Here is a 22,236-nt window from a genome sequence, read left to right as displayed (position 1 = left end):
CACGGGATGGACTACGGCGAGGCCGGGCTGCGCGACTCGGTCGCCGCGGGTCGGCAGGCCGGCCTGCCGACCGTCGGCATCGGGGGCAACGCCACCGAGGCGTACCGGCCGTACGTCGCGACGGTGAAGGGCAACAAGGTCGCCGTCATCGGCGCCACCCAGGTGCTGGACGACAACCTCATCCAGGCGTGGACCGCCACCGACGCCAAGGCGGGGCTGGCCTCGGCCAAGGACGTGCCCCGCCTGGTGCGGGCCGTGCGGCAGGCGGGCGAATCCACCGACACCGTGATCGTGAACCTGCACTGGGGGCAGGAGCTGAACGGTTGCGCCACCCCGGCGCAGCGCGACCTCGCCGGGCGGCTCATCGAGGCGGGAGCCGACGCGGTCGTCGGCAGCCACGCGCACGTGCTGCAGGCCGGCGGCTTCCGCAACGGCAAGTACGTCCATTACGGGCTGGGCAACTTCCTGTTCTACAACTCCAGCGGCCGCACCGCGCAGAGCGGCGTGCTCACGCTCACGTTCGACGGCGGGAAGGTGACCAAGGCCGACTGGGCGCCCGCCGTGATCTCGGGCGGGATACCGCAGCCGCTGACCGGCGCCGCGGCCCGGCAGGCGCAGACCGAGTGGGAGGGCCTGCGTCGCTGCGCCGACGTCACTGCCCAGCCCGCGAAGCCGTCCTCCTGAGCCCGCCGCCCATGTCCTCGTACCGGCCCTCGTACGAGCGGCTCACGATGTGGGACCGGCCCAGGGTTCGAAGTCGTCCGCGAAGGCCTTCGGGAAGATGATGTACCTGTCGGCGGTGAGCACGTCGGGATGTGCCGGGTCGACCTGCGCGACGAACCAGCAGTCCGGCTCACCGGACATCCGCTCACCCCACGGAGCGACGATCTCGACATCCTGGCCGTACGGGTTGCGGACGGCGCGCAGCACGCCCTTGGCGCGGTAGCGACCGCCGCCGATGTCGTCATAGCGCTTGCTCAGGTTCTCGGCCGTGGTGATGTAACGCTCACCCGGACGGCCATCGCGCGGCGGATTAGTGATGATCTTGTCTGCGGGTTTCGCGATGTTGACGGTCTCGACCGACCCGTCAGGGCGGAAGGTGGTGATCTCTTCGCCGCCCTTGGCCGTATCGACCGTGACGATCGCCTTCTTCTGGAAGACCGGAGCCGCCAGGAAGCGCTCTGTCATCTCCGGACTCTTCAGGTCGACCTGCCGCACCGACGGCGCACCACCCTTGTCGGACGCGTCCTCGTCGCCCTTCCCCTTGGGACCATCCACCTTGCCCCCTTCGGGGTCCGGTACCTTGCCGAGCTTGCCGATCGCGCCGAGGCCACGGCTGCCGAAGACCATGCCGAGAATCGTGGGTACGGTCCGGTTGACGGCGCGGTACTCGTGGCCGGTCTCCCAATCGTGTCGGATCGGCTCGGTCGTGTCCTTCCACATGGCCTTGCCGCTGTCGATGGGATGGGTCACCAACTGAAGGATCGCCAACTGCTTCTCTTGGAGCTTTTCGAAACCGCAAAGCCCGGCGAGACAGATGTTGAGGGTCACCGACCCCCACACGTCCTTGGACGCGTCCCAGATACCGAGTCGGACACCGTCGACCGCCCCGCAGAAGTTGTCGAAAATGGGCCGGCAGTTGCCGTCGTTCTTCTGCAGACGATCGTCGGCACCGTCGCCGGCGGCGGGCCCCGGATCCGCCGGGAGCCCGGTCGGACGGCCCCGATCGCCCGGTGCGGCCGCGGGATCCCTTGGCGAGGCGGTGTCCCCCGGTGCGGCGACACCGCTGGTGGCAGCGCAGTCCCGTCCACCGGTCACCGAACAGACGGCGGCGCTGATCCGATCGGGAACGGCGGGAAGTCCATGGGCGACGAGGGCGCCGACGAGGGTCGCGACCAGTGCCACGACGACCACGTACGACACCGGCCCCTCACCGCTGTCGCCGGGTGGAGCGGACGCACGGTGACGGTCTGTTCCGGGTGCGCCCGGCGCGGCAGTCACGACCCGGACGTTATGCACGAGCGTTCGGGGTCAACAGGGCCTGCGGGCCCTGGGGCGCCGGGCCCAAGGCGGGTCCGAGACGCCAAAGGGCGGCCGGCACTGGGTCCGGCCGCCCTCTCGGGAGGCGGTGTCAGGTGGTCACCGCGTCATTCGGCGATACTCGGCGATGCCGGTGTCAGCCGCCGCCTCAGCCGAGGCCCTTGGCGACGCGGTCGCCGAGGTCCTTCTGAACGTTGCGCCAGTACTCCACGACGCGCGGCTTCATCTCGGCCGTGACCTCGGGCGCCGACGCGTGATCGACGATGTTGCTCACCAGGTGGTCGCGGTCCACGTCGTTCATGACGTTCTCCCACAGCGCGCGCGGCTGGCCGAAGTCGTCGTCCTCGGGGTGCAGCCGGTAGGCGCTGCGGATGATCTCACCCGCGATCTCGTAGCTCTCGCCCGCCCACAGCTGCGGGTCGGCCGCCGGGCCGCCTACCGAGTTCGGGGCGTACACCGGGTCGCTCGGGTTCTCGTACCGCATGGCGCCGTCCTTGTTGTACGAGTGGACGGGCGACTTCGGCCGGTTGACCGGGAGCTGCAGGTAGTTCGGGCCGATCCGGTACCGGTGGGTGTCCGGGTAGGAGAACAGCCGACCCTGCAGCATCTTGTCCGGCGAGGCGGCGATGCCGGAAACCATGTTGGCCGGCTCGAACGCGGCCTGCTCGATCTCGGCGAAGTAGTTCCGCGGGTTCCGGTTCAGCGTGAACCTGCCGATGGTGATCGGCGGGTAGTCCCCGTGCGGCCACACCTTGGTCAGGTCGAACGGGTTGAACCGGTAGTCCGCGGCCTCTTCGAACGGCATGATCTGGACCTGCACGGTCCAGGACGGGAACTCACCGTTCTTGATGGCGGTGTGCAGGTCGCGGATGTGGTGGTCGGGGTCGCTGCCGGCCATGGCGTCGGCCTCGGCGCCCGTGAAGTTCTTGATGCCCTGGTCGGTCTTGAAGTGGTACTTCACCCAGAACTTCGCGCCGGCCTCGTTGTACCAGAGGAAGGTGTGCGAGCCGTAGCCGTTGACGTGCCGCCAGCTGTACGGGGTGCCGCGGTCGGACATCAGGAGCGTCACCTGGTGCGCCGACTCCGGGGACAGCGACCAGAAGTCCCACTGCATGTTGTTGTCGCGCAGATGGGTGTCGGCGCGGCGCTTCTGCGAGTGGATGAAGTCCGAGAACTTCTGCGGGTCGCGGATGAAGAAGACCGGGGTGTTGTTGCCGACGAGGTCGTAGTTGCCCTCTTCGGTGTAGAACTTCAGCGCGAAGCCACGCGGGTCACGGCCGCTGTCCGGGCTGCCGAGCTCTCCGGCGACGGACGAGAAGCGCAGGAGCAGATCGGTCTGCTTGCCCCGCTGGAACAGGCCGGCCTTGGTGAACTGCGAGACGTCCTCGGTGATCTCCAGAACACCGTAGGCGCCACCGCCCTTGGCGTGCACCACGCGCTCGGGCACGCGCTCGCGGTTGAACTGCGCCATCTTCTGGATGACGTAATGGTCCTGCAGCAGCAGCGGGCCGTTCGGCCCGACGGACTGCGAGAATTCGTCGCTCGGCGCCGAGATACCGGCGTCGGTCGTGGTCACGGGGCGTTCAGTCATGGTGCGACTTCTCCTTGCCTCATTCGTTTCCGCTCTGCCGGGGTCGCGGGGAGCGTGGCAGGGCCCGCTTCGCGGCCGGCTCGGATTCGCGCGTTGCCCCTTGGCAGTCCGGGCAGATGCCCCAGTACATGACGTCGGCCTGCTCGACCTGGTAACCGGCGTTGCTGATCGGTTCCAGGCACGGCGCGTGTCCCACCGCGCAGTCGACGTCGCTGATCCTTCCGCACTGGCGGCACACCAGGTGATGATGGTTGTCGCCGACGCGTCCCTCGTATCGGGCCGGGCTTCCGGCCGGCTCGATCCGCTGCAGGAGACCCGCCGCCGTGAGCGCGTGCAACGCCTCGTAGACGGCCTGGGTGGAGACGTGCCCCACCTTGTCGCGTACGCCGACGGCGATGGCCTCCACATCGAGGTGGTCGCCGGCCCGCACGGTTTCAAGGATCGCGACGCGGGCGGCGGTGACCCGAAGCCCCGCACCGCGCAGCTCCTGGGCTGCGAGGGGCGTCATCGGTACGGCCTCCTGGTCACAGCAGTCAACGTACTCACCTAAACACGAATGAGTCAAGAAAACGATTTATACATCTTAGTTACAGTAGGCAAAGGTTCGCGCAGGTCAGCGGCCTGTCGCAGCCTCCGCCGGATCTCGCCTGCCTCCCTATGTCGGGCGTCTCTTCCCCGATTCTCTCGACGATCCGCTGTTCCCCGCGGGCTCGGCCAGACCCTCCCCCGCCGGTTCGGCGGGGGCGTCCGCGGCGGCCTCGCCGCGGACGGGCGGCTGCACGGGCGGCTGCACGGGCGAAAGGCCGGGAGCCAGCTCGAACGGCGGGGTGTGGACCTGCTCGGCCTCCAGCCCCTGCGGGCCGCCGCCCGACTCGACCGAGGCGCGCTCGCGCTCCTGCTCCCGCTCGCGTGCGCGGCTGCGGCCGCCGGCCCCGCCCCTGCTCCCCACCCGCTCGGCGGACGCCTCGGGCGCCTCGTCGCCCGAGCCGCCGAAGGCCTGCGACACCGCGCGCAGCGCCGAGGTGACCTCGCCCGGGATCACCCAGAACGTGTTGCCCTCGCCCTGCGCGAGTTGCGGCAGCGTCTGAAGGTACTGGTAGGCCAGCAGTTTCGGATCGGGGTCGTTGTCGTGGATCGCGCTGAAGACCTCCTCGATCGCCTGGGACTGTCCCTCGGCTTCGAGGATCAGGGACCGCTTCTTGCCCTCGGCCTTGAGGATCGCGCTCTGCTTCTCGCCTTCGGCAGTGAGAATCTTGGATTGCCGCTGTCCTTCGGCGGTGAGGATGGCGGCGCGCTTCTCGCGTTCCGCGCGCATCTGCTTCTCCATGGCGTCCTTGATGGACGGCGGCGGCTCGATCGCCTTGATCTCCACCCGGGTCACCCGGATGCCCCACTTGCCCGAGGCGTCGTCGATGACGCCGCGCAGCGCGGTGTTGATCCGGTCACGCGAGGTGAGGCTCTCCTCGAGGTCCAGGGTGCCGATGACGTTGCGCAACGTCGTCGCGGTGAGCTGCTCTATGGCCTTGATGTAGTCGACGATCTCGTAGTCGGCCGCCCGCGGGTCGGTGACCTGGAAGAAGAGCACGGTGTCGATGTAGACGACGAGGTTGTCCTCGGTGATGACCGGCTGGGCCTTGAACGAGACCACCTGCTCGCGCAGATCGATCAGCGGTTTGACCCGGTCGACGAACGGGACGATGAAGCTGATGCCCGGTTCGAGCGTGCGATGGTAGCGGCCCAGGCGTTCGACGTTGCGGGCGCGCGCCTGCGGAATGATCCATACGGCCCGCATCACCGCGGTGGTCAGCACGACCATCGCACCGATCAGAGCGATGAGCACGGCGACGGCGATGTCGGTCATGGCTACTCCCGGGGATAAACGAGAGCGGTCACGCCCTCGATCGCGAGAACGTCCACTGCGGCGCCTTCGGGGATGACGACGTCGGGGTCGTACGGCCGGGCGGTCCACTCCTCGCCGCCGATCCGGACCCGCCCCGCCCGTCTGGAGACCTCGGTGAGCGCGAGCGCCTCGCGGCCGACGAGGGCGGCCGTTCCGGACCGCAACGGGGGCGGCTGCCGGATGTGCCGGGTGACCACCGGACGTACGACGACGAGTCCCGCGACCGAGGCGGCGGCGAACACCCCCACCTGAGCCGCAAGGGGCAGGCCGAGAACTCCGACGACCCCGGCGGCCAGCGCCGCGACCGCGAGCAGGCCGAGTGACAGCGTCAAGCTGACCAGCTCCGCCACGCCGAGCACGGCCGCAATGATCATCCAGACGACCCAGGCCTCCATCGCATCTCCTCAGAGGCGGCCGCTTGTCCTGGATTCACCGTAACCCCGCGATCGCCGAGACTGCCATGCCTGGTGCGTTTTATTGGCTCGGCGGCTCGCGGGCGCCTCGACGCGGGAGTCAGACCGGGATCTGATGACCGAGCGGTTCCAGCCGGACCGGGACCCCGTTGAAGACCGAATTGCCCGACAGCGGGTCGATCTCCCGCTCATCGGTGATCGCGTTGACGTTCTGCCCCGCGTGCCCGTCCGCGGTGCGCATACGCGTGCCCGGCCGATCGTGCCCCCACCCGTGCGGCAGGCTCACCACGCCCGCCATCAGTGACTCGGTCGGCTCGGCCACGGCCTCGACGGCCCCGGTGCGCGAGATGACCCGGACGAGGTCGCCCGCCCCGACACCGAGACGGGCCGCGTCGTCGTGGTTCAGCTGGAGCGTGCAGCGGTTCGAGCCGCCGACCAGCTCGGGCACGTTGTGCAGCCAGCTGTTGTTGGACCGCAGGTGCCTGCGGCCGATGAGGACGTAGGGCTCCGCTTCGGTGGCCGGACCCGTGCGAAGGCCGGCGCGCAGCCGCTCCACATCGGCGGCGAAGGGCGGTGGGCAGAGCTCGACCCGGCCGGACGCGGTGCAGAGGACCTCCCCCAGGCGTGGGGTGAGGGCGCCCAGGTCGAGGCCGTGGGGGTGGTCGTCACGGAGCCCGGTGAGCGTGAGCCCGTCCGGCTCGGCGCCGAAGCCGTCACCGTACGGGCCGAGCCGCAGCATCATGTCCAGCCGCCGCTCCGCTCCGGAGTCCCCGCGCAGCAGGTCACGGAGTTCGGCCGGATCCCGGCCCTGTACGGGCGAGCCCTCGGCGGCCGTCGCCTTCGCCAGCGTCGAGCCGATGATGAACTCGTCGAGCAGGGCGGGATCGGCGTCCTGGCCCGAGGCGATGGTCGCGAGCCTCGCCAGGATGTCGCTCTCCGTGGGCCGGCCGTCCGGCGGCGGAATGGCCGGCGGGGAGTAGCGGACGTAGTTGCGGACGGCGAAGCCGGTGAGGGCGAGGTCGAAGTGCCCGGTCTGAGCCGGCCGGGGCGGTGGCAGGATCACGTCGGCGTGCCGGGTGGTCTCGTTGAGATAGGGATCGACGCTGACCATGAAGTCGAGGCCGGCGAGGGCCTCGTCGAGCCGGGCGCCGTTGGCGGTGGACAGCACCGGGTTGCCCCCGATCGTGATGAGCGCCCGGACCTGTCCGACCCCTGGGGTCAGGATCTCGTCCGCGAGAGTCGCCGCCGGGAGCTCGCCGTTCATCTCGGGGAGGCCGCGCACCCGGCTCTGCCAGCGGCCGCTCGTGAACGGCCGCTTCTTCCGGTAGACCGGCACATGGGCGGCCCGTGGGAACATCGCCCCGCCCTCGCGATCGAGATTGCCGGTCAGCACGTTGAGGACGTCGACCAACCAGCTGGCGAGGGTGCCGAACTCCTGCGTGCAGGTGCCGAGCCGGCCGTAGACGGCGGCGCGGTCGGCGGCGGCCAGCTCCCTCGCCATCCGCCGGATCTCGGCCGCCTGGATGCCCGTCGTCTCGGCCACCGTCTCAGGAGAGAACCCCACGGCCAGCGCGCGGAGATCGTCGAGGCCGTTCACGGCGGGGCTCGGAGCGGACGGCCCGGCCGAGGCCGCCGGGCCGGCCGGCGCGAGATGGCGCAGCCGGACGAGGTCCTCGGCGAACAGCGTGTGCACCAGCGCGAGGAGCAGGTAGGCGTCCGCTCCGGGGCGGATGAAGACATGCCGGTCGGCGAGGGCGGCGGTGCGGGTGCGGCGCGGATCGACCACGGTGATCGTGCCGCCGCGCCTGCGGATGGCCTTGAGCCGGCCGGGGAAGTCCGGCGCCGAGCAGAGGCTGCCATTGGACTCGAGCGGGTTGGCGCCGAGCATGAGCAGATGGTCGGTGCGATCGAGATCGGGCACCGGGACCGCCATGGGATCACCGAACATCCGGCCGCTGCTCACGTGCTTGGGCATCTGGTCGGAGGTGCTCGCGGTGTAGAGGTTCCTGGTGCCGATCGCCTTGACGACGGCGGCACCGTAGAGCGGACCGGCGATGGTGTGCGCGCTCGGATTGCCCAGGTAGATCGCGACGGCGTTCGCGCCGTGTGCTGTGATGATCTCGCGCAGCCGGCGTTGGACGACCGCGAACGAATGCTCCCAGTCGGCCTTCGCATGCTCGTCCCCGGAACGGACGAGCGGCTCCTGGAGCCGGTCCGGGTCGCCGTCGAGAACGCCCAGCGTGGCGCCCTTGGGACAGATGAAGCCCTTGCTGAACGGGTCCTTTGCGTCTCCGCGCACCCGGGTCACCCGGTGCCCCTCGACGGTGAGCTCGAGCCCGCACAGGGCCTCGCAGAGTGGGCAGGTGCGGTATGCCGTACGGCTCATCGCCATGCTCCTTCACCGGAATGCCCCACAAGGATGGCAGCGGTCACCGACATTCTGCCCTCGGCGCCCCACTCCGGCCCATAGGGACGCGGCCGGGGTTCGCCACCGCCGTCGCCGGGAAGGGAATCACACACCGATCAGCGGCCGTCCGACCCGCGGGTGGCCCCTGGATATACCTGGGAGCTACTGTCGATTACGGACCTCCGTTACCGGTAAAAGGGGGATCGGGATCGTGAACCAAAGAGTCAGCAAGATCTTCCGGCGAGGATCCCGGCCACTGCCGCGGCCCCATCCGGTAGATCTCGCCGAGGGGCTGGAACACGCCCGCGGCCTGGATCGTCCCGCCCGGACGATCTCCAGGGCGATCAGGGAGGTCCTCCGTCCCGGCCCCGTCAAGGACACCCTGCACGGTGTGCCCGCGGGTCACCCCGCACACCCGCCGCTGACCGATGTCTCGGTCGGCTGCTGGATGTCGGCCGGCGTCCTCGATCTGCTGCCCGGTACCGAGCAGGCGTCGAAGATCCTCATCGGCGCGGGGCTGGCGGGAGCGATCCCCACCGCGCTGACCGGGCTGGCCGACTGGTCGGCGCTGCATCCCGAACAGCAGCGGGTCGGCCTCGTCCACGCCCTCGGCACGACCACCGCGAGCGCCCTCTACCTGTTGTCGCTGTTCACCCGGCACCGCGGCCACACCGCCGCCGGCAAGGCCTTCGGCTACGCCGGCTTCACCTTCCTGATGGCGGGCGCCTATCTCGGCGGGCACCTCGCGTTCCGGCAGGGCGCCGGGGCCAGTCACGCCGAGCCGGTCTCGCACCTCGTCCCGCTCGGCTGGCACGACCTGTGCACCGCCGACGAGCTGCCGGACGGCTGGCCGGTGCACCGCCGGCTCGGCTACATCAGCCTGTTCGTGCTGCGGACGCAGGACGGCATTCACGTGCTGGCCGACCGGTGCGCGCACCTGGCGGGGCCGCTGCACCAGGGCCGGATCGTCACCGAGACCGACCTCACAGGGGACACCGCCCTCTGCGTCGTGTGCCCGTGGCACGGCAGTACGTTCCGGGTACGCGACGGCTCGGTGGTGCACGGGCCCGCCACCGGCCGGCAGCCCGCGTTCGAGACCCGCGTCACCGAGAACGGAACCGTCCAGGTCCGCCCGAAGGTCTGAGCGACAAGCTGAGAGTCAAGGCCGGGCAACGAGTGCTGGGCGGCGGCTCCTGGGCGACGGGCTCTGCGTGACAGCCTCTGGGCGACGGCTGCACCGGCTCCGGTCACCGGGGACAGCGACAGGCGAGGGCCCTCAGCAGGCCGCGGCGCTGCCGCTTGCTCAGCCCGCCCACACGGCGTTTCTGGTCGACTCCGCCGCGCGCCATCAGCGCCGCGGCCCTGGACGCGTCATACCCGGGCACCGCACGCAGGAGCCGCGACACTCGCAGGCGCTTGGCGGCGGCGTCCCTGCGCTCGAACACCTCGGCCACGCTGGCGCGGCCGGACCTGACCGATGCCAGTATCGCCGCCCGGTCTCGCCCGGCCCGTGTTCGCGGCGCTCGTGTTCGCGGCGCCCGTGTTCGCGGCGCCCGCGTACCCGGCGTCGATGCACTCGAGCTCGGCGACCTGGCGGCGGTCGGCCGCGCGGTCGGCCGCGCCGGCCCCGGCCTGGAAGCCTGGGACTGGCGCCGCCCCTGCCCCTGGCTCGACTTCGAGCCGGCGGGCGACCTTCTGTGCGGGCCCAGCTCACCGGGCCGGATGGTGCGGCGCGGCGGCCGGGCGGCGTGGCCGAACGTCTCGATGTACCGGGTGCTCTGATCCCGTCCCATTCGGCGCTGGACCTCATGGCCCATCGCCAGCAGCGCACTGACCGTGAGCGCGACGACCGCGGCGACCGCGAGTTGCCGCGTCACCAGCCGATCGCCCTCCCGCTTGCGGATCGCGAGCCGCAGACCGACCACGGCAGTGCGCAGCAGCACGCCCGCCACCATCCCGAGCAGCACCGGCACCAGCCGCCCCGGCAACGGGCCGACCATCGCGATGACGACGCCGAGCACCGGGCTGCCGCACGCCACTGCGAGCCACGGGCCGAGCCGCTGGTCCGCCATGTCCAGCAGCGCCGCCAGCGCCAGACCTTCACTGGCGGAGTGCACGACGAGGGCCATGACGACCACGGCGGAGGTGCTGAGCGCCAGCGTGGCGCCCTCGATCGCGCGGTGCGTCGTCAGAGCCGTGGCGGTGCCCATGCCGCCGAACAACGCGGCTCCGACGGCCTCCTTCAACCGCCGGTGACGCCCCGGCGCATGTCCGGCGATGACGTTCTCGTCGGAGGCGATCTCGAGGCCATGGCCCTCACGGGTGAAGAGGGCGATGGCGAGGAAGCCGGCCGCCACCGCGGCGCCCACCACCCACAGGGGGACCCCGGTCTCGACCGCGTCCCGCCACGCGTCGGGGAGCAGGTCGGTGAGCGTCACCACCAGCATCGTCGCGGACGCGATGGCGAGCCATGCCACCACATGCCTGGGCCTGCGGCGAGCCAGCCATGCCCCGGCGACGGTGGAGATCGAGACCAGCAGCACCGCCGCCCACACCCTGCCGCCAGAGGGCTCCCCCTCCCCGAGCACGGGGTGCGCGGCGGACATCCAGTGACTGAGCGGCATGCTCGACACCTCCCTGGCGAGCCGGCACCACTGACCGATCCGCCGATCCGGACACGTGTCAGTAGGTCTCGTCCCGCTCGTCGATCTCGACGAGCAGGCCCCGCAGCTGACCGATCTGGCTCTCCAGGCTCTCCCGCAGCCGGCTGCCATAGGCGAGGGCCTCGCGTTTGACGGCCTCGGCCCGCACCCTGGCCGCCGCGATGATCTCCCTCGCCTCTCCCTGGGCCTCCACGATCGCCCGGTCGGCCGTCTGCTGGGCCAGCGCGACGATCCGCGACGCGCTGTCGGCCGCCGACCCCGGGCCATGCCGCGAAGAGTCGAGCCGGGCCCTCAGCGCCGCGTTCTCGCGGAGGATTCCGCTCAACGTGGTCTCGACCTCGTACAGGAACGTGTCCACCTGGCCCAGGTCGTAGCCCTCGCGGAACCGCACCGTGGCGAACACCTTGTTGTGCACGTCGGCCGGGGTCAGCCAGCCGGCCTCGGCGCCGACGGCGGGGCCGCCCGGCTCGGCCGCGGGGGGCCCGTCAGCGGCGCCCGGGTTCCCGGCGGGAGTATCCGCGTGGGTGACAACGTCGTCGAGCTGCGTCATGGGGGAACCCTTCTCGGTCAGGCCGCAGGAGCGATCCACACACAACGCTACCCTTTCATTGCTCTGAGTAATCACTCTCTTGGGTCGCCGACCCCGGGTTCGCGGGTAAAGAAAATCGGAGCCGCGCCGGCCGGGGCCGAAGCCACCGGCCGGCGGACCCCTCAGTGAGCAGACCCCTCAGCGGTCGGCCCTGAGCGAGCAGCCCCCTCGGTCATCGGGCCTCACTGATCGGTGGGGCTCTCGCCCTCGAGCCGGGGGCGCTCGCCGTCCCCCACCGGGTGCTCCACCAGGGCGAGGACCCTGCTGGCCATGAATCGCGCCGTGCGCACGGGAGTGCCCGTGCGCGTCACCTCGCTGACCTCCACCACGCCCCGCCTGTTGGTGATATCGACCCGGCGTCCCGCCCGGGTGGCCACCACCTCGTACGTCCGCGTCACCCCTCCGGCATCGATGACGATCTCGACCCAGTCGCCCTTCATGGCGTGACCCTCCGCCTCATCGAACGTATATTCGACTTATACCCTCCGGCGGATCACTTGAACCGGCCACAGGCATACAGAATGGCTGGTCAGCCGAGCAAGAGCTTGACGACCGCGACGAGACCGATGACGACGATGAAGCCGCGCAGCACCGGCGCGGGCAACCTGCGCCCGAACGACGCGCCGAGCAGCCCGCCGACCGCCGATCCGGCGGCGATGAGGCCCGCCACGGCCCAGTTCACGTCGGCCACCGCGACGAAGAGCACGGCGGCGGACGCGTTGACCAGACCCGTCAACACGTTCTTGGTGCCGACGGTCCGTTGCAGGTCGTCGTCGAGGAAGATGCCGAGCAGCGCGATCAGCACGATGCCCTGGGCCGCGCCGAAATAACCCCCGTAGACGCCCGCGCCGAAGACGCCGGCCCAGAGCCACGGCCCGCCGTGCGGGTGGTGCTTCTGGCGGCGCGCCGCCAGCCACGCGTTCAACCGCGGCTGGACGACGACCAGCACCAACGCGATGATGATCAGCACCGGGACGATGAAGTCGAACGCGCCTCTGAGCGCACCGAGCAGCAGCGCGCCGCCGAGCAGCGACCCGAGCACGGAGGCGATCCCGAGCCGGAGCAGCCGGCCGCGCTGCCCGTCGAGTTCCTTGCGGTAACCGAAGATGCCCGTCGCCGACCCCGGGACCAGACCCACGTTGTTCGACACGTTGGCGACGACCGGCGGGTAGCCGAGGGCGATGAGCACCGGGAAGGTGATGAGCGAGCCCGAGCCCACCACCGCGTTGATCCCGCCGGCCGCGATGCCGGCGCCGAGTACGGCGGTCGCGTCCAGCACGTTCACGCTGGCACTCCTCGGCACGACCGGCTGTTCACCAGCCCGATCGTAGAGAGACCCCGTACCCCCGTGAACGGCGGGTCGACGTCACAGTCGCGCCGAGGGACGGCGAGGCCCCCGGGCCGCAGGAGGCGGTCAGGGAGCGGCGCGCGCGTACCAGCGGCCGTTCTGGCGCTCGACGGTCAGCGGCAGACCGAAGCACTTCGACAGGTGCTGGCCGGTGAACACCTCGTCGACCTTCCCCATGGCGATCACCGAGCCGCGCCGGATCAGCAGCGCGTGCGTGAACCCCTCGGGCACCTCCTCCACGTGGTGCGTCACCAGCACCATCGCGGGCGCCATCGGGTCGTCGGCGAGCCGGCTGAGCCGGGCCAGCAGACCCTCGCGGCCGCCCAGGTCGAGACCGGCGGCGGGCTCGTCCAGCAGCAGCAGCTCGGGATCGGGCATCAGCGCCCGCGCGATCAGCACCCGCTTGCGCTCGCCCTCCGAGAGCGTCGAGAAACGACGCCGGATCAGGCTCGCGCACCCGAGCGCGTCGAGCAGTTCGACCGCCCGGGTGAGGTCGGTGGAGTCGTACTCCTCCTTCCACCGCCCGATGATGGCGTACGACGCCGTCAGCACCAGGTCGATGACCTTCTCGCTCGCGGGCACCTTCTCGGCGACGGCGGCGCTGGTGAAACCGATGCGCGGCCGCAGGTCGAAGACGTCGGTCTGGCCCAGCCGCTCGCCGAGCACCGAGACCTCACCCTCGCTCGGATGCAGCGTGGTGGCCGCGACCTGCAGGAGCGTCGTCTTGCCCGCCCCGTTGGGGCCGATGATGACCCAGCGCTCGTTCTCGTTGACCGTCCAGTCGATGTTCCGGAGCAGTGCCGCCCCGTCGCGTCGGACCCCGACACCGTGAAGTTGCAGTACCTCTCCGGTCATCGCGCCCTTCCCCAAGGAATCCCATCTCCGTGGACGAACTTATGCCATCTGGAGCACTTATGGTGGTCGGCATGCACGTCGCACAAGCCTCCCCTGCACTCGTCGCCTGGGGCAACGCCTGGTTGAGCGGCCACGTGGGGCTGGACGAGGCCACCGATGCAATCGAACGGGTGAACGGGCAGCACGTGGTGACCGGCATTCCCGGCGAGAGCGGCGAGGTGCCGCTGCGGCGCGGGCTCGGCTGCCTGCGGGTGGCGGGGATGAGCGCGCTCAAACTGGCCCTTCCGGCCCCCGGCGACCTCCTGGGGCTCACCGGCCCGCCGGAGCTCAACACGGCCGCTCTGGAGGCGGGCGGGGCCGCCCTTGTGACCCTCGCCACGGGACCGGTCGGGCTGGTGCCGGCCGAGGACCGCCGTGGCTCGTCCTACATCGGCGTCCGCTGGAACGTTCTCTGCGCCCGGCCGGGCATCGCCGACGTGCCGTCGTTGCCGGAGGCCGACCACCAACTGTCCCTCGCCCTGCGGGACGCCACGGACGCGCTCCTGCTGGTCGAGGACGTGTCGGACTGGCGGCCGGAGATGGCCGAGGCCCTCACCCAGGTCAGGGAGTCCCATCGCGGTGAGCCGACGGGCGAACTGGCGCCGGGATATCCGGCGCGGGCGCACCGCGTGGCCGCGCTCGCCGGCCGGCTCGCGATGGTCGTCGACCTGGCCCGGCGCGTGGAGAGCGAGGGCCTCACCGCCGATCAGATGCGCCGGCGCGCCGACGCCCTGCGCCTGCTCGACCGTGCCGTACGGCGTGCAAGGGTCGCCGCGCACAACAGCGCTTTCGACCCGGTGCCCTGATCGCGCCGCCCCCGCCACCGAAGCCGGGCCGGATTCACGAGTCCGCGAAGCGGGGCCGCAGAGTACGGTCTGAGCCGTGAGCACTCATTGCGGCGCCTGCGCCGATCGGGGAGTCGCTCTGCACGCGGTGAGCGCGGCGGTACTCGCCGTCACACGGCACCTGTCCGTGCACGAGGTGTTCCAGGTGATCGTGCGGGCGGCGGCCCAGCTGCTGGACGCCCGCTATGCCGCGTTGGGCGTACCCGATGACGAGGGGTCCTTCGCCGAGTTCGTCGTCGAAGGCGTCTCCGACGAGGAGTGGGACGCGATCGGGCCGTTGCCCCGCCAGCACGGCATGCTGGCCGTCATGCTCCGGGAGCCCCGGGCGCACCGCCTCGCCGACATCCGCAAGGAGCCCGATTTCGACGGCTGGCCGACCGCTCACCCCATCCTCAAGGACTTCCTCGGGGTGCCGATCCGCGACGGCGACCAGACGGTCGGCATCATCTTCCTGGCCAACAAGCGCACCCCGGGCGGCTTCACCGAGGACGACGAGGAACTGCTCACGCTGTTCGCGGCGCACGCGGCCATGGCCCTCACGAACGCGCGGCTGCACGAGCGCGCACGTGAGCTGACCGTCGTCGAGGAGCGCAACCGGCTCGCCCGCGAGCTGCACGACGCGGTGGCGCAGAAGCTCTTCTCGCTCCGGCTGACCGCGCGTGCCGCCGCGGCCTTGGCGGAACACGATCCGGTCCGTACGATCGCGGAACTCGAGCAGGTCGAACGGCTCGCCGGCGAGGCGCTGGCCGAGCTGCGCGCCGTGATCTTCGAACTCCGCCCGGCCGATCTGGCCGACGGCCTCCTCGCGTCCCTGCGCAAGCACGTCGAAGTGCTCGATCGGGCGTACGGCGCCGAGCTGACGTTCTCGGCCGACCAGTCGATCGCGCTGACCGGCGAGCGCGAGGCGGTGGTGTTCCGTGTCGCCCAGGAGGCGTTGTACAACGCGTTGCGACACGCCCGGGCGACGAGGATCGCCGTAACGCTGTCAGCGTCGGTTCACCATGTGATCCTGGAGGTCCAAGACGACGGCGGCGGATTCGACGCCGCGGCCGAGAGCGGCCGCGACGGACTGGGGCTGACATCGATGCGAGACCGGGCCATGTCCGTCGGGGGGTCCCTGACCATCGGGTCCGGGCCCGGCGGAGGCGCACTCGTCCGGCTGGAGGTGCCGCTGTGATCCGGGTTCTGATCGCCGACGACCACCCGGTCGTACGGCAGGGCCTGCGGACCTTTCTCGGCGTGCAGGAGGACATCGAGGTCGTGGGCGAGGCCGTGGACGGCGCCGACGCGGTGACGCTGGCCGAGTCGCTCGATCCGGACGTGGTGCTGCTCGATCTGAACATGCCGGGGGTGGGCGGCCAGGCGGCGCTGAGCGAGCTGCGCGCCCGCGGGGTCACGGCCCGGGTGCTCGTGCTGACCAGCATGAGCGAACGCGGCCACGTACTGCCGGCCGTACGCGCGGGCGCGGCCGGCTACCTGTACAAGGACGTGGACCCGCACGCGCTCGTGCAGGCCATCCGGGCGGTGCACGATGGGCATGTGCTCTTCGCACCCGACGCTGCCGACGCGATGCTCAGCCAGCCGCCCCCGGGCGGTGCGGCGGAGCAGGACCCGGGACTGGCCGCGCTGACCGACCGGGAGCGCGAAGTGCTCGTCCAGATCTCCCTCGGCCGGTCCAATCGGGAGATCGCCCGCGAGCTCGTTGTCTCAGAGAAGACGATCAAGACCCATGTTTCCAATATCCTGATGAAGCTCGGCCTCGCCGACCGTACCCAGGCGGCTCTGCACGCCGTCCGGCACGGACTCGTCGAGGGCTAGCGAACCCTACTCACGAGATCGACATCAGAAACCAGTATGAACGTCGCAATCAGGTACACCGCAGGCTCGGACGTCGGAGTCAGCCGCCAGAACAACGAGGACTCCGCGTACGCGGGCTCCTTCCTGCTCGCGGTCGCCGACGGCATGGGCGGATACGCCGGTGGTGAGGTCGCAAGCTCGACGGTCATCGAATCTCTCCGGTCCGTCGACGCCGAGGTGCCGCCCGACCGGCTGGTCGACACGCTCGGCGAGGCGGTTGAGCGGGCCCACGAGACGCTGCGCCATGTGATCGCGGAGCACCCGGAGCTGGACCGCATGGGCACCACGCTCACCGCCGTCCTGTGGTCGGGTCCGTACATGGCGCTGGCCCACATCGGCGACTCGCGCGGTTACCTGCTCCGTGCGGGAGAGCTGTTCCAGATCACCGAGGACCACACGCTGGACCAACTGCTCGAAGAGGGCGCGGGGGCGTCACGGCTGTCGAACGTGCTGTTCCGCGTCCTCGACGGCCGCAGCGAGGGCGAGCCGGACATGACGCCGCGCGAGGCCAAGGTCGGCGACCGCTATCTGCTGTGCTCCGACGGGCTGACCGGTGTCGTGGGGCCGCAGCAGATCTACGAGGTGCTGACCTCCACCGATGATCTCGACGAGGCCGTACGGCGCCTGATCGAGCTGGCCAACCAGGGCGGCGGTCCGGACAACATCACCTGCGTCCTCGCCGACGTGGTCGAGGGCACGGCCGAGCCCGGACCGCCGGTGATCGTGGGCGCCGCCGCCAACCACTCATGACGCGACCGGGGCGGCAGCCGGTTGTGGCCAACCCTGACAAATAGGGACTAAAAGCACTTTCGCCGCTTAGTAACGGGCCTTAGAGTTCTCGCCACCTTCTTGATCATCTAACGGCGAGAGGCCCTCCATGCATCCCAAGCGTCGTTCCATCGTGGCCGGATTCACCACGGCGCTGGCCGCCGCCGCGCTTGTCGCGGCGCCCGCCCCGCCGGCCTCGGCCGCGCCGCTGGGCATCTCCAGCGACTTCAACGGCGACGGCTACCGCGGCCGGGGACTACAACGGTGACGGGTACGCCGACCTCGTCATCGGCGCACCTGGCGAGAACCTCGGGTCCTACCGGGACGCGGGCGTGGTGACGATGCTGCTGGGCAGTGCGACGAGCCTCGGCTCGGCTCGCGTCGACTTCTCAGGCGATTCGCCCGACACCCTCGTCGGGGGCTCCGTGGCCCCCGGGGACCTCAATCGCGACGGCCTCGTCGACTTCGTGCACGCCGGCGAGGCGGGCGACCGGTTCGGCCGCGAGGTGGCCTTCAACGACCTGAACGGCGACGACCGGTGGGACCTCGCCATCGGAGCGCCGGGCGAGAACGCCTGGGACGGCATGTTCGTGCTGCTCAACGGAACGGGCAGCGGCGTCACCACCAGCGGGGCCCGCGCCTTCGGCTCGGCGAACGTGGGCGGTCCGGGCAAGGCCGGCTGGTTCGCCGCCTCGCTGGCCCGGTGACCCGCCGGTAGAGATTTTGTCAGTCTGGGATGACATACTGAGGGATGTCAGCCTAGACTGACACCATGACATCGATGACGGAACTGGCCGCCGCCGTGGACAGTCGTGATCCGGCGACGGGACTGGCGGCGGTGGCCGCCCTGCGCAGGCTGGTCGAGGAGCTGGAAGCGGTGCACGTCACCAACGCCCGCGCCCACGGCTGGTCTTGGGAGGCGATCGCCTCCGCACTGGGCGTACGCCGGCAGTCGGCGCACAAGAAGCACGCCGGACGCATCGCGGGGGGCCTGCGGTGACGATGCTCGCGAGATTCACTCCCGCCGCGCGCGAGACCATGATCAGGGCCGGGCGTCTGGCGGCGGAGGCCGGACGCGACCGGCTCGGCACGGGCTTTCTGCTGCTGGCCCTCGCCGAGGCACGGCCGGTCGGCCCGCGTCTCGAAGATCTGGGCGTCACCGCCGCCGAGGTGCGCACCGAGATCGAGCGACGGCACGACGGCGTGACGCGGCGGCCGGACGCGGAACTGCTCGCCGCCCTCGGCATCGACCTGGAAGAGGTCCGGCGGCGCCTGGCGGCCGCCACGTCGACCCGGCCGGGCGATCCGGCGCTCTGGCGGCTGCGCCGTTCGCCCCTTCGCCCGCTGCGCGTCACGCTCACCGGCCCGGCCACCGACATCGTGCTCGACGAGGGCGGCAGGAAGGTGGCCGAGGTGGCGATCTGGGCCGCCCGACGCGCCGGCCGCGGGCTCGCGGACCGCGATGACCTGCTCTGGGGACTGCTCGCCGACGGCGGGAGCGAGTCGGTGCGGATCCTGCGCTCGCTCGACATCGACGTCCGCCGACTCTGGACCGGGCTGCAGGACGGCCACGCGGCCGCCTGACCACCGGCGGGTCGCCTCCGGCCGGCGACCGGTCGCGACCCATGGGCGCTCACTCGACGGGCGGGCGTAGGACCATCTACGGACGCGGGTACGGTCCGATGGCCGATGCCGGGCCGGCCGCCCGGTTCTAGCGTCGAGAACATGACCGACAGGATCACGACCGAAAGAACCGCGCTCATCACCGGGGCGTCACGCGGCCTCGGGCGTGCGCTTTCCCGGGCGCTCGCCCGGACCGGCTGGCAACTGATCATCGACGCCCGAGGCGAGGACGCCCTCGCCGCGGTCACGGCTGAGCTGCCGGGACAGGCGCGGGCCTTCGCCGGCGATGTCCGCGACTCGCGGCACCGGGCCGCGCTCATCGACGCCGTCGAGGAGGCCGGCGGCCTCGATCTGCTCGTCAACAACGCGAGCACGCTCGGCGCGGCTCCGCTGCCCCGGCTGGCCGCCTATCCGCTCAAAGAGCTCGAACAGGCCTTCCAGACCAACACGATCGCCCCGCTCGCGCTCATCCAGGGCCTGCTGCCCGCGCTGACCCACCGCCGCGGCGCCGTCCTCGGCATCAGTTCGGATGCGGCGGTCGAGGCCTATGAGGGCTGGGGTGGTTACGGCGCCACCAAGGCGGCGTTCGACCAGATCTCGCACGTGCTTTCGGTCGAGGAGCCCGAGCTCGCCGTCTGGTGGGTCGATCCCGGCGAGATGGGCACCGAGATGCTGCGGGAGGCGATGCCGGAGGAGGACCTGTCCGAGACGCCGCCGCCGGAGTCGGTGGTCCCGGCCCTCCTGAAGTTGATCGATGGACGCCTGCCCAGCGGCCGGTACACGGCCGGGGAGCTTCTACGATGACGGCCACCATGCTCGAGAAGGATGTTCCAAGCGAGCCATCGAAATCGATCCTGACCGGGCGCTATCGCATCCCCACCGTCGGCATCGTCCTCGTCGTGACACTGCTCGCCTTCGAGGCGATGGCGGTGGGCACGGTGATGCCGGTGACCGCGCGGGAGCTCCACGGCCTGTCGCTCTACGCCTGGGTCTTCAGCGCCTTCCTCATCGCCAGCCTGCTCGCCAACGTCGTCGCGGGTGGCTGGGCGGACCGCACCGGTCCCGGCCGGCCGCTGATGGCCGGTCTCGTGACCTTCGTGACGGGCCTGGTCATCGCCGGTACGGCACCGGCCATGTGGGTGTTCGTCGCCGGCCGGGCGGTGCAGGGTCTCGGCGCCGGGGCTGCGGGCGTCGCGATCTATGTCCTCGTCGCCCGGGTCTACCCCGAGCACCTGCGGCCGCGGGCGTTCTTCGCGCTCTCGGCCGCGTGGGTGGTGCCGTCGCTGGTCGGGCCCGCCCTCGCCGGCCTGGTGGCCGAGCACTTCCACTGGCGAGGGGTCTTCCTCGGGCTGATCCCGCTCGTGGTGCCCGCGATGGTGATGCTGATCCCCTCGCTGCGAGACGCCGGCGGCGGCTCCGATGAACTCTCCGCCGGCGCCTCCCGCGGCGGTGCGCGGGCGGTCTGGCCCGCACGCGGTGCCGCCGCCGTCGCGCTGGCCGGTGGAGCCGGAGCGCTGCTGTTCGCCATCGACCACCCCGCCCTGCCGATGCTGCCCGTGGCGGCCCTCGGTCTCGCCGGACTGGCGTTCGGACTGCCGCGGCTGCTGCCGCCGGGTGCACTCGTGCTCCGGCGCGGCGTGCCCGCGGCGGTGACCATGCGCGGGCTGATGTCCGGAGCCTTCTTCGCCACCGAGGCGTTCATCCCGCTCGCGCTCACGTCGGCGCACGGCTTCACCCCGACCCAGGCCGGCGTGGTCCTCACGTTCGGCGCGCTCGGCTGGTCGGCGTCATCATGGGTCCAGGGACGGATGGACCGGCCGCACCGCTCCCTGATCGTGCTCGGCGGCGTCCTCACCGCGATCGGCGTCGCCGGCATCGCGATCGGCACGCCCGTGTACGCATGGTCGGCCGTACCGTCCTGGATCATCGCCGGCTCCGGCATGGGGCTGACCTACGGCGGCCTGAGCGTCCTGGTGCTCAATCTCTCCGCCCCCCTCGACCAGGGCACCAACTCCGCGGCCCTGCAGATCAGCGACACCCTCGGCGGCGCGCTCGGCATCGGCCTCGCGGGCGCACTCGTCACCGGCTTCGGCGCCGACCGGCTCGGGCCGGGCCTCGCCGCGGCGGGTGCGCTGACCATGTTGATCGCCGCCGTCGCGGTCGTGGCGGCGCTTCGGGTCAGAGACGGGCGGGAGGCTCTCGATGCCTGATTCCGCCGTGTACGACTTCACGCTCCCGCCCGCGCTCGAGGCCCACGAGCCCCCGGAAGAGCGTCCGGGTGCCCTCGGCAGGTCCCGCGACTCCGTACGACTGCTCGTCGGCAGGCGCGGCGACGGAGCGGTGACCCACCACCGGTTCGGTGAGCTGCCGGACCTGCTGCTTCCCGGCGACCTGCTGGTCGTGAACACCTCCGCCACCCTGCCCGCGGCCGTGCCGCTCGACCGGCTGACGATCCACTTCTCCACCCCCCTGCCAGATTCCCCGGGGGTGTGGCTGGTGGAACTCCGGCGCCGCACCGGCAAGGCCACCTTGCCCTACGGCGGGGGCGTGCCCGGCGAATGGATCCCGATGCCGGGCGGAGCCACGCTCACCCTGATCGCTCGGCAGACCGGCCGGTTGTGGCGGGCCCGCCTGGATCGCGAAGTGGTCCCCTACCTGCGGGGCCATGGCGTGCCTATCCGGTACGGCTACGTACGCGGGGAGTTCCCCACCTCCGCCTACCAGACCGCGTTCGCGTGGGACCGGCGGGACGGCAGCGCCGAGATGCCGAGCGCCGGCCGGCCGTTCACGCCCGAACTGGTGACCCGGCTGGTCTCCCGTGGCGTGACGATCGCGCCGCTGAGCCTCCACACCGGGGTGGCCTCGCCCGAGGCGCATGAGCCGCCGTACGCCGAGCGGTTCGACGTACCCGCGCCGACCGCCGCTCTGGTCGACCACGTGCGGGGCCGCGGCGGCCGGGTGATCGCCGTCGGCACGACCGTGGTGCGCGCGCTCGAGACCGCCGCCGGCGACGACGGCCGGCTGCGGCCGAGTCGTGGCTGGACCGAGCACGTCGTCACCCCGGAGAAGGGCGTGAGGATCGTCGACGGGCTGCTCACCGGCCTGCACGAGCCGAGATCGTCGCACCTGATGATGCTCACGGCAATCGCCGGCCCCGATCTGCTGGGGAAGGTCTACGGCGCTGCGATCGAGGAGCGCTATCTCTGGCACGAGTTCGGTGATCTCAATCTCCTGCTCCCCTGAGACCGCCGCCTGACGACCCGCCGCCCCGGCGATCCGGTGTGCGGCGCCCGGCCGT

24 protein-coding genes are annotated in these 22,236 nt (G+C 71.2%); 13 read left to right on the top strand and 11 right to left on the bottom strand.

Annotation, left to right across the window (positions count from 1 at the left end):
* On the top strand, positions 1-684 hold a 684-nt coding region (locus tag HKK72_RS17035), incomplete at its 5' end, for a CapA family protein (protein ID WP_187235359.1).
* 42 nt (positions 685-726) lie between these two features.
* On the opposite strand, the gene HKK72_RS17030 is transcribed toward HKK72_RS17035, so the two are convergent.
* The 6 genes from HKK72_RS17030 to HKK72_RS17005 form a co-directional block, all read right to left on the bottom strand.
* The gene (locus HKK72_RS17030) at positions 727-2,001 is read right to left on the bottom strand and encodes a hypothetical protein (protein ID WP_187235358.1); all 1,275 of its coding nucleotides are present in this window, start codon (positions 1,999-2,001) and stop codon (positions 727-729) included.
* Positions 2,002-2,188: 187 nt separating this feature from the next.
* On the bottom strand, positions 2,189-3,631 hold the full coding sequence (locus tag HKK72_RS17025; protein WP_187235357.1) for a catalase: 1,443 nt from the start codon (positions 3,629-3,631) through the stop codon (positions 2,189-2,191).
* A gap of 19 nt (positions 3,632-3,650) precedes the next feature.
* Entirely contained in the window at positions 3,651-4,139 is a 489-nt protein-coding gene (locus HKK72_RS17020) for a Fur family transcriptional regulator (RefSeq protein ID WP_187235356.1), read from the bottom strand.
* Positions 4,140-4,286: 147 nt separating this feature from the next.
* Entirely contained in the window at positions 4,287-5,492 is a 1,206-nt protein-coding gene (locus tag HKK72_RS17015) for an SPFH domain-containing protein (protein ID WP_187235355.1), read from the bottom strand.
* A 2-nt stretch (positions 5,493-5,494) separates the two neighbouring features.
* Positions 5,495-5,926 carry an NfeD family protein gene (locus HKK72_RS17010; RefSeq protein ID WP_187235354.1) on the bottom strand — a complete coding sequence of 144 codons (432 nt, stop codon included), beginning with the start codon at positions 5,924-5,926 and terminating at the stop codon, positions 5,495-5,497.
* Between the two features lie 118 nt (positions 5,927-6,044).
* Positions 6,045-8,330 (bottom strand): molybdopterin-dependent oxidoreductase, encoded by a 2,286-nt coding sequence (locus HKK72_RS17005; protein WP_187235353.1) that lies wholly within the window; start codon positions 8,328-8,330, stop codon positions 6,045-6,047.
* A gap of 232 nt (positions 8,331-8,562) precedes the next feature.
* Here HKK72_RS17005 and HKK72_RS17000 point away from each other — a divergent pair, with 232 nt between their 5' ends.
* Positions 8,563-9,495 (top strand): Rieske 2Fe-2S domain-containing protein, encoded by a 933-nt coding sequence (locus tag HKK72_RS17000; protein WP_187235352.1) that lies wholly within the window; start codon positions 8,563-8,565, stop codon positions 9,493-9,495.
* Between the two features lie 103 nt (positions 9,496-9,598).
* Here the strand turns inward: HKK72_RS17000 and HKK72_RS16995 are convergent, their stop codons facing one another.
* The 5 genes from HKK72_RS16995 to HKK72_RS16975 all read right to left on the bottom strand — a co-directional run bounded on the left by HKK72_RS16995 (position 9,599) and on the right by HKK72_RS16975 (position 13,806).
* Entirely contained in the window at positions 9,599-10,975 is a 1,377-nt protein-coding gene (locus HKK72_RS16995; protein WP_187235351.1) for a hypothetical protein, read from the bottom strand.
* 58 nt (positions 10,976-11,033) lie between these two features.
* Complete coding sequence (locus tag HKK72_RS16990; protein ID WP_187235350.1) at positions 11,034-11,564, bottom strand: DivIVA domain-containing protein; 531 nt, start codon at positions 11,562-11,564, stop codon at positions 11,034-11,036.
* A 221-nt stretch (positions 11,565-11,785) separates the two neighbouring features.
* Positions 11,786-12,043, bottom strand: a complete 258-nt coding sequence (locus HKK72_RS16985) for a hypothetical protein (protein ID WP_187235349.1) — start codon at positions 12,041-12,043, stop codon at positions 11,786-11,788.
* 89 nt (positions 12,044-12,132) lie between these two features.
* The gene (locus HKK72_RS16980) at positions 12,133-12,888 is read right to left on the bottom strand and encodes a sulfite exporter TauE/SafE family protein (protein WP_187235348.1); all 756 of its coding nucleotides are present in this window, start codon (positions 12,886-12,888) and stop codon (positions 12,133-12,135) included.
* Between the two features lie 129 nt (positions 12,889-13,017).
* Positions 13,018-13,806 carry an ABC transporter ATP-binding protein gene (locus HKK72_RS16975; protein WP_187235347.1) on the bottom strand — a complete coding sequence of 263 codons (789 nt, stop codon included), beginning with the start codon at positions 13,804-13,806 and terminating at the stop codon, positions 13,018-13,020.
* A gap of 71 nt (positions 13,807-13,877) precedes the next feature.
* Between HKK72_RS16975 and HKK72_RS16970 the strand changes: the two genes are divergently transcribed.
* From HKK72_RS16970 to HKK72_RS16925, 11 genes are all read left to right on the top strand, one after another.
* Positions 13,878-14,651: a hypothetical protein gene (locus HKK72_RS16970; protein ID WP_187235346.1), complete on the top strand. Its 774-nt coding sequence runs from the start codon at positions 13,878-13,880 to the stop codon at positions 14,649-14,651.
* Between the two features lie 76 nt (positions 14,652-14,727).
* Positions 14,728-15,867, top strand: coding sequence for a GAF domain-containing sensor histidine kinase (locus HKK72_RS16965; RefSeq protein ID WP_315987298.1), 1,140 nt, complete (start codon positions 14,728-14,730; stop codon positions 15,865-15,867).
* The gene (locus HKK72_RS16960; RefSeq protein WP_187235345.1) at positions 15,864-16,508 is read left to right on the top strand and encodes a response regulator; all 645 of its coding nucleotides are present in this window, start codon (positions 15,864-15,866) and stop codon (positions 16,506-16,508) included. The genes HKK72_RS16965 and HKK72_RS16960 overlap by 4 nt, the downstream gene beginning before the upstream one ends.
* 36 nt (positions 16,509-16,544) lie before the next feature.
* Positions 16,545-17,297: a PP2C family protein-serine/threonine phosphatase gene (locus tag HKK72_RS16955; protein ID WP_187235344.1), complete on the top strand. Its 753-nt coding sequence runs from the start codon at positions 16,545-16,547 to the stop codon at positions 17,295-17,297.
* A 127-nt stretch (positions 17,298-17,424) separates the two neighbouring features.
* Complete coding sequence (locus tag HKK72_RS41045; RefSeq protein ID WP_261986894.1) at positions 17,425-17,583, top strand: hypothetical protein; 159 nt, start codon at positions 17,425-17,427, stop codon at positions 17,581-17,583.
* 64 nt (positions 17,584-17,647) lie between these two features.
* Complete coding sequence (locus tag HKK72_RS16950) at positions 17,648-18,022, top strand: hypothetical protein (protein ID WP_261986893.1); 375 nt, start codon at positions 17,648-17,650, stop codon at positions 18,020-18,022.
* A gap of 65 nt (positions 18,023-18,087) precedes the next feature.
* Positions 18,088-18,315 carry a hypothetical protein gene (locus HKK72_RS16945; protein WP_187235342.1) on the top strand — a complete coding sequence of 76 codons (228 nt, stop codon included), beginning with the start codon at positions 18,088-18,090 and terminating at the stop codon, positions 18,313-18,315.
* A gap of 2 nt (positions 18,316-18,317) precedes the next feature.
* Positions 18,318-18,899 (top strand): Clp protease N-terminal domain-containing protein, encoded by a 582-nt coding sequence (locus HKK72_RS16940; protein WP_261986896.1) that lies wholly within the window; start codon positions 18,318-18,320, stop codon positions 18,897-18,899.
* Positions 18,900-19,040: 141 nt separating this feature from the next.
* Positions 19,041-19,742 carry an SDR family oxidoreductase gene (locus tag HKK72_RS16935; RefSeq protein WP_187235340.1) on the top strand — a complete coding sequence of 234 codons (702 nt, stop codon included), beginning with the start codon at positions 19,041-19,043 and terminating at the stop codon, positions 19,740-19,742.
* Positions 19,739-21,148 (top strand): MFS transporter, encoded by a 1,410-nt coding sequence (locus HKK72_RS16930; RefSeq protein ID WP_187235339.1) that lies wholly within the window; start codon positions 19,739-19,741, stop codon positions 21,146-21,148. The genes HKK72_RS16935 and HKK72_RS16930 overlap by 4 nt, the downstream gene beginning before the upstream one ends.
* Positions 21,141-22,181: an S-adenosylmethionine:tRNA ribosyltransferase-isomerase gene (locus HKK72_RS16925; protein ID WP_187235338.1), complete on the top strand. Its 1,041-nt coding sequence runs from the start codon at positions 21,141-21,143 to the stop codon at positions 22,179-22,181. The genes HKK72_RS16930 and HKK72_RS16925 overlap by 8 nt, the downstream gene beginning before the upstream one ends.
* Positions 22,182-22,236 lie beyond the last annotated feature (55 nt).

Source organism: Actinomadura sp. HBU206391 (assembly GCF_014323665.1).
Taxonomy (GTDB): domain Bacteria; phylum Actinomycetota; class Actinomycetes; order Streptosporangiales; family Streptosporangiaceae; genus Actinomadura_C.
Note: the sequence above shows the minus strand (reverse complement) of the source record. Positions and strands in the feature narration are given on the sequence as shown.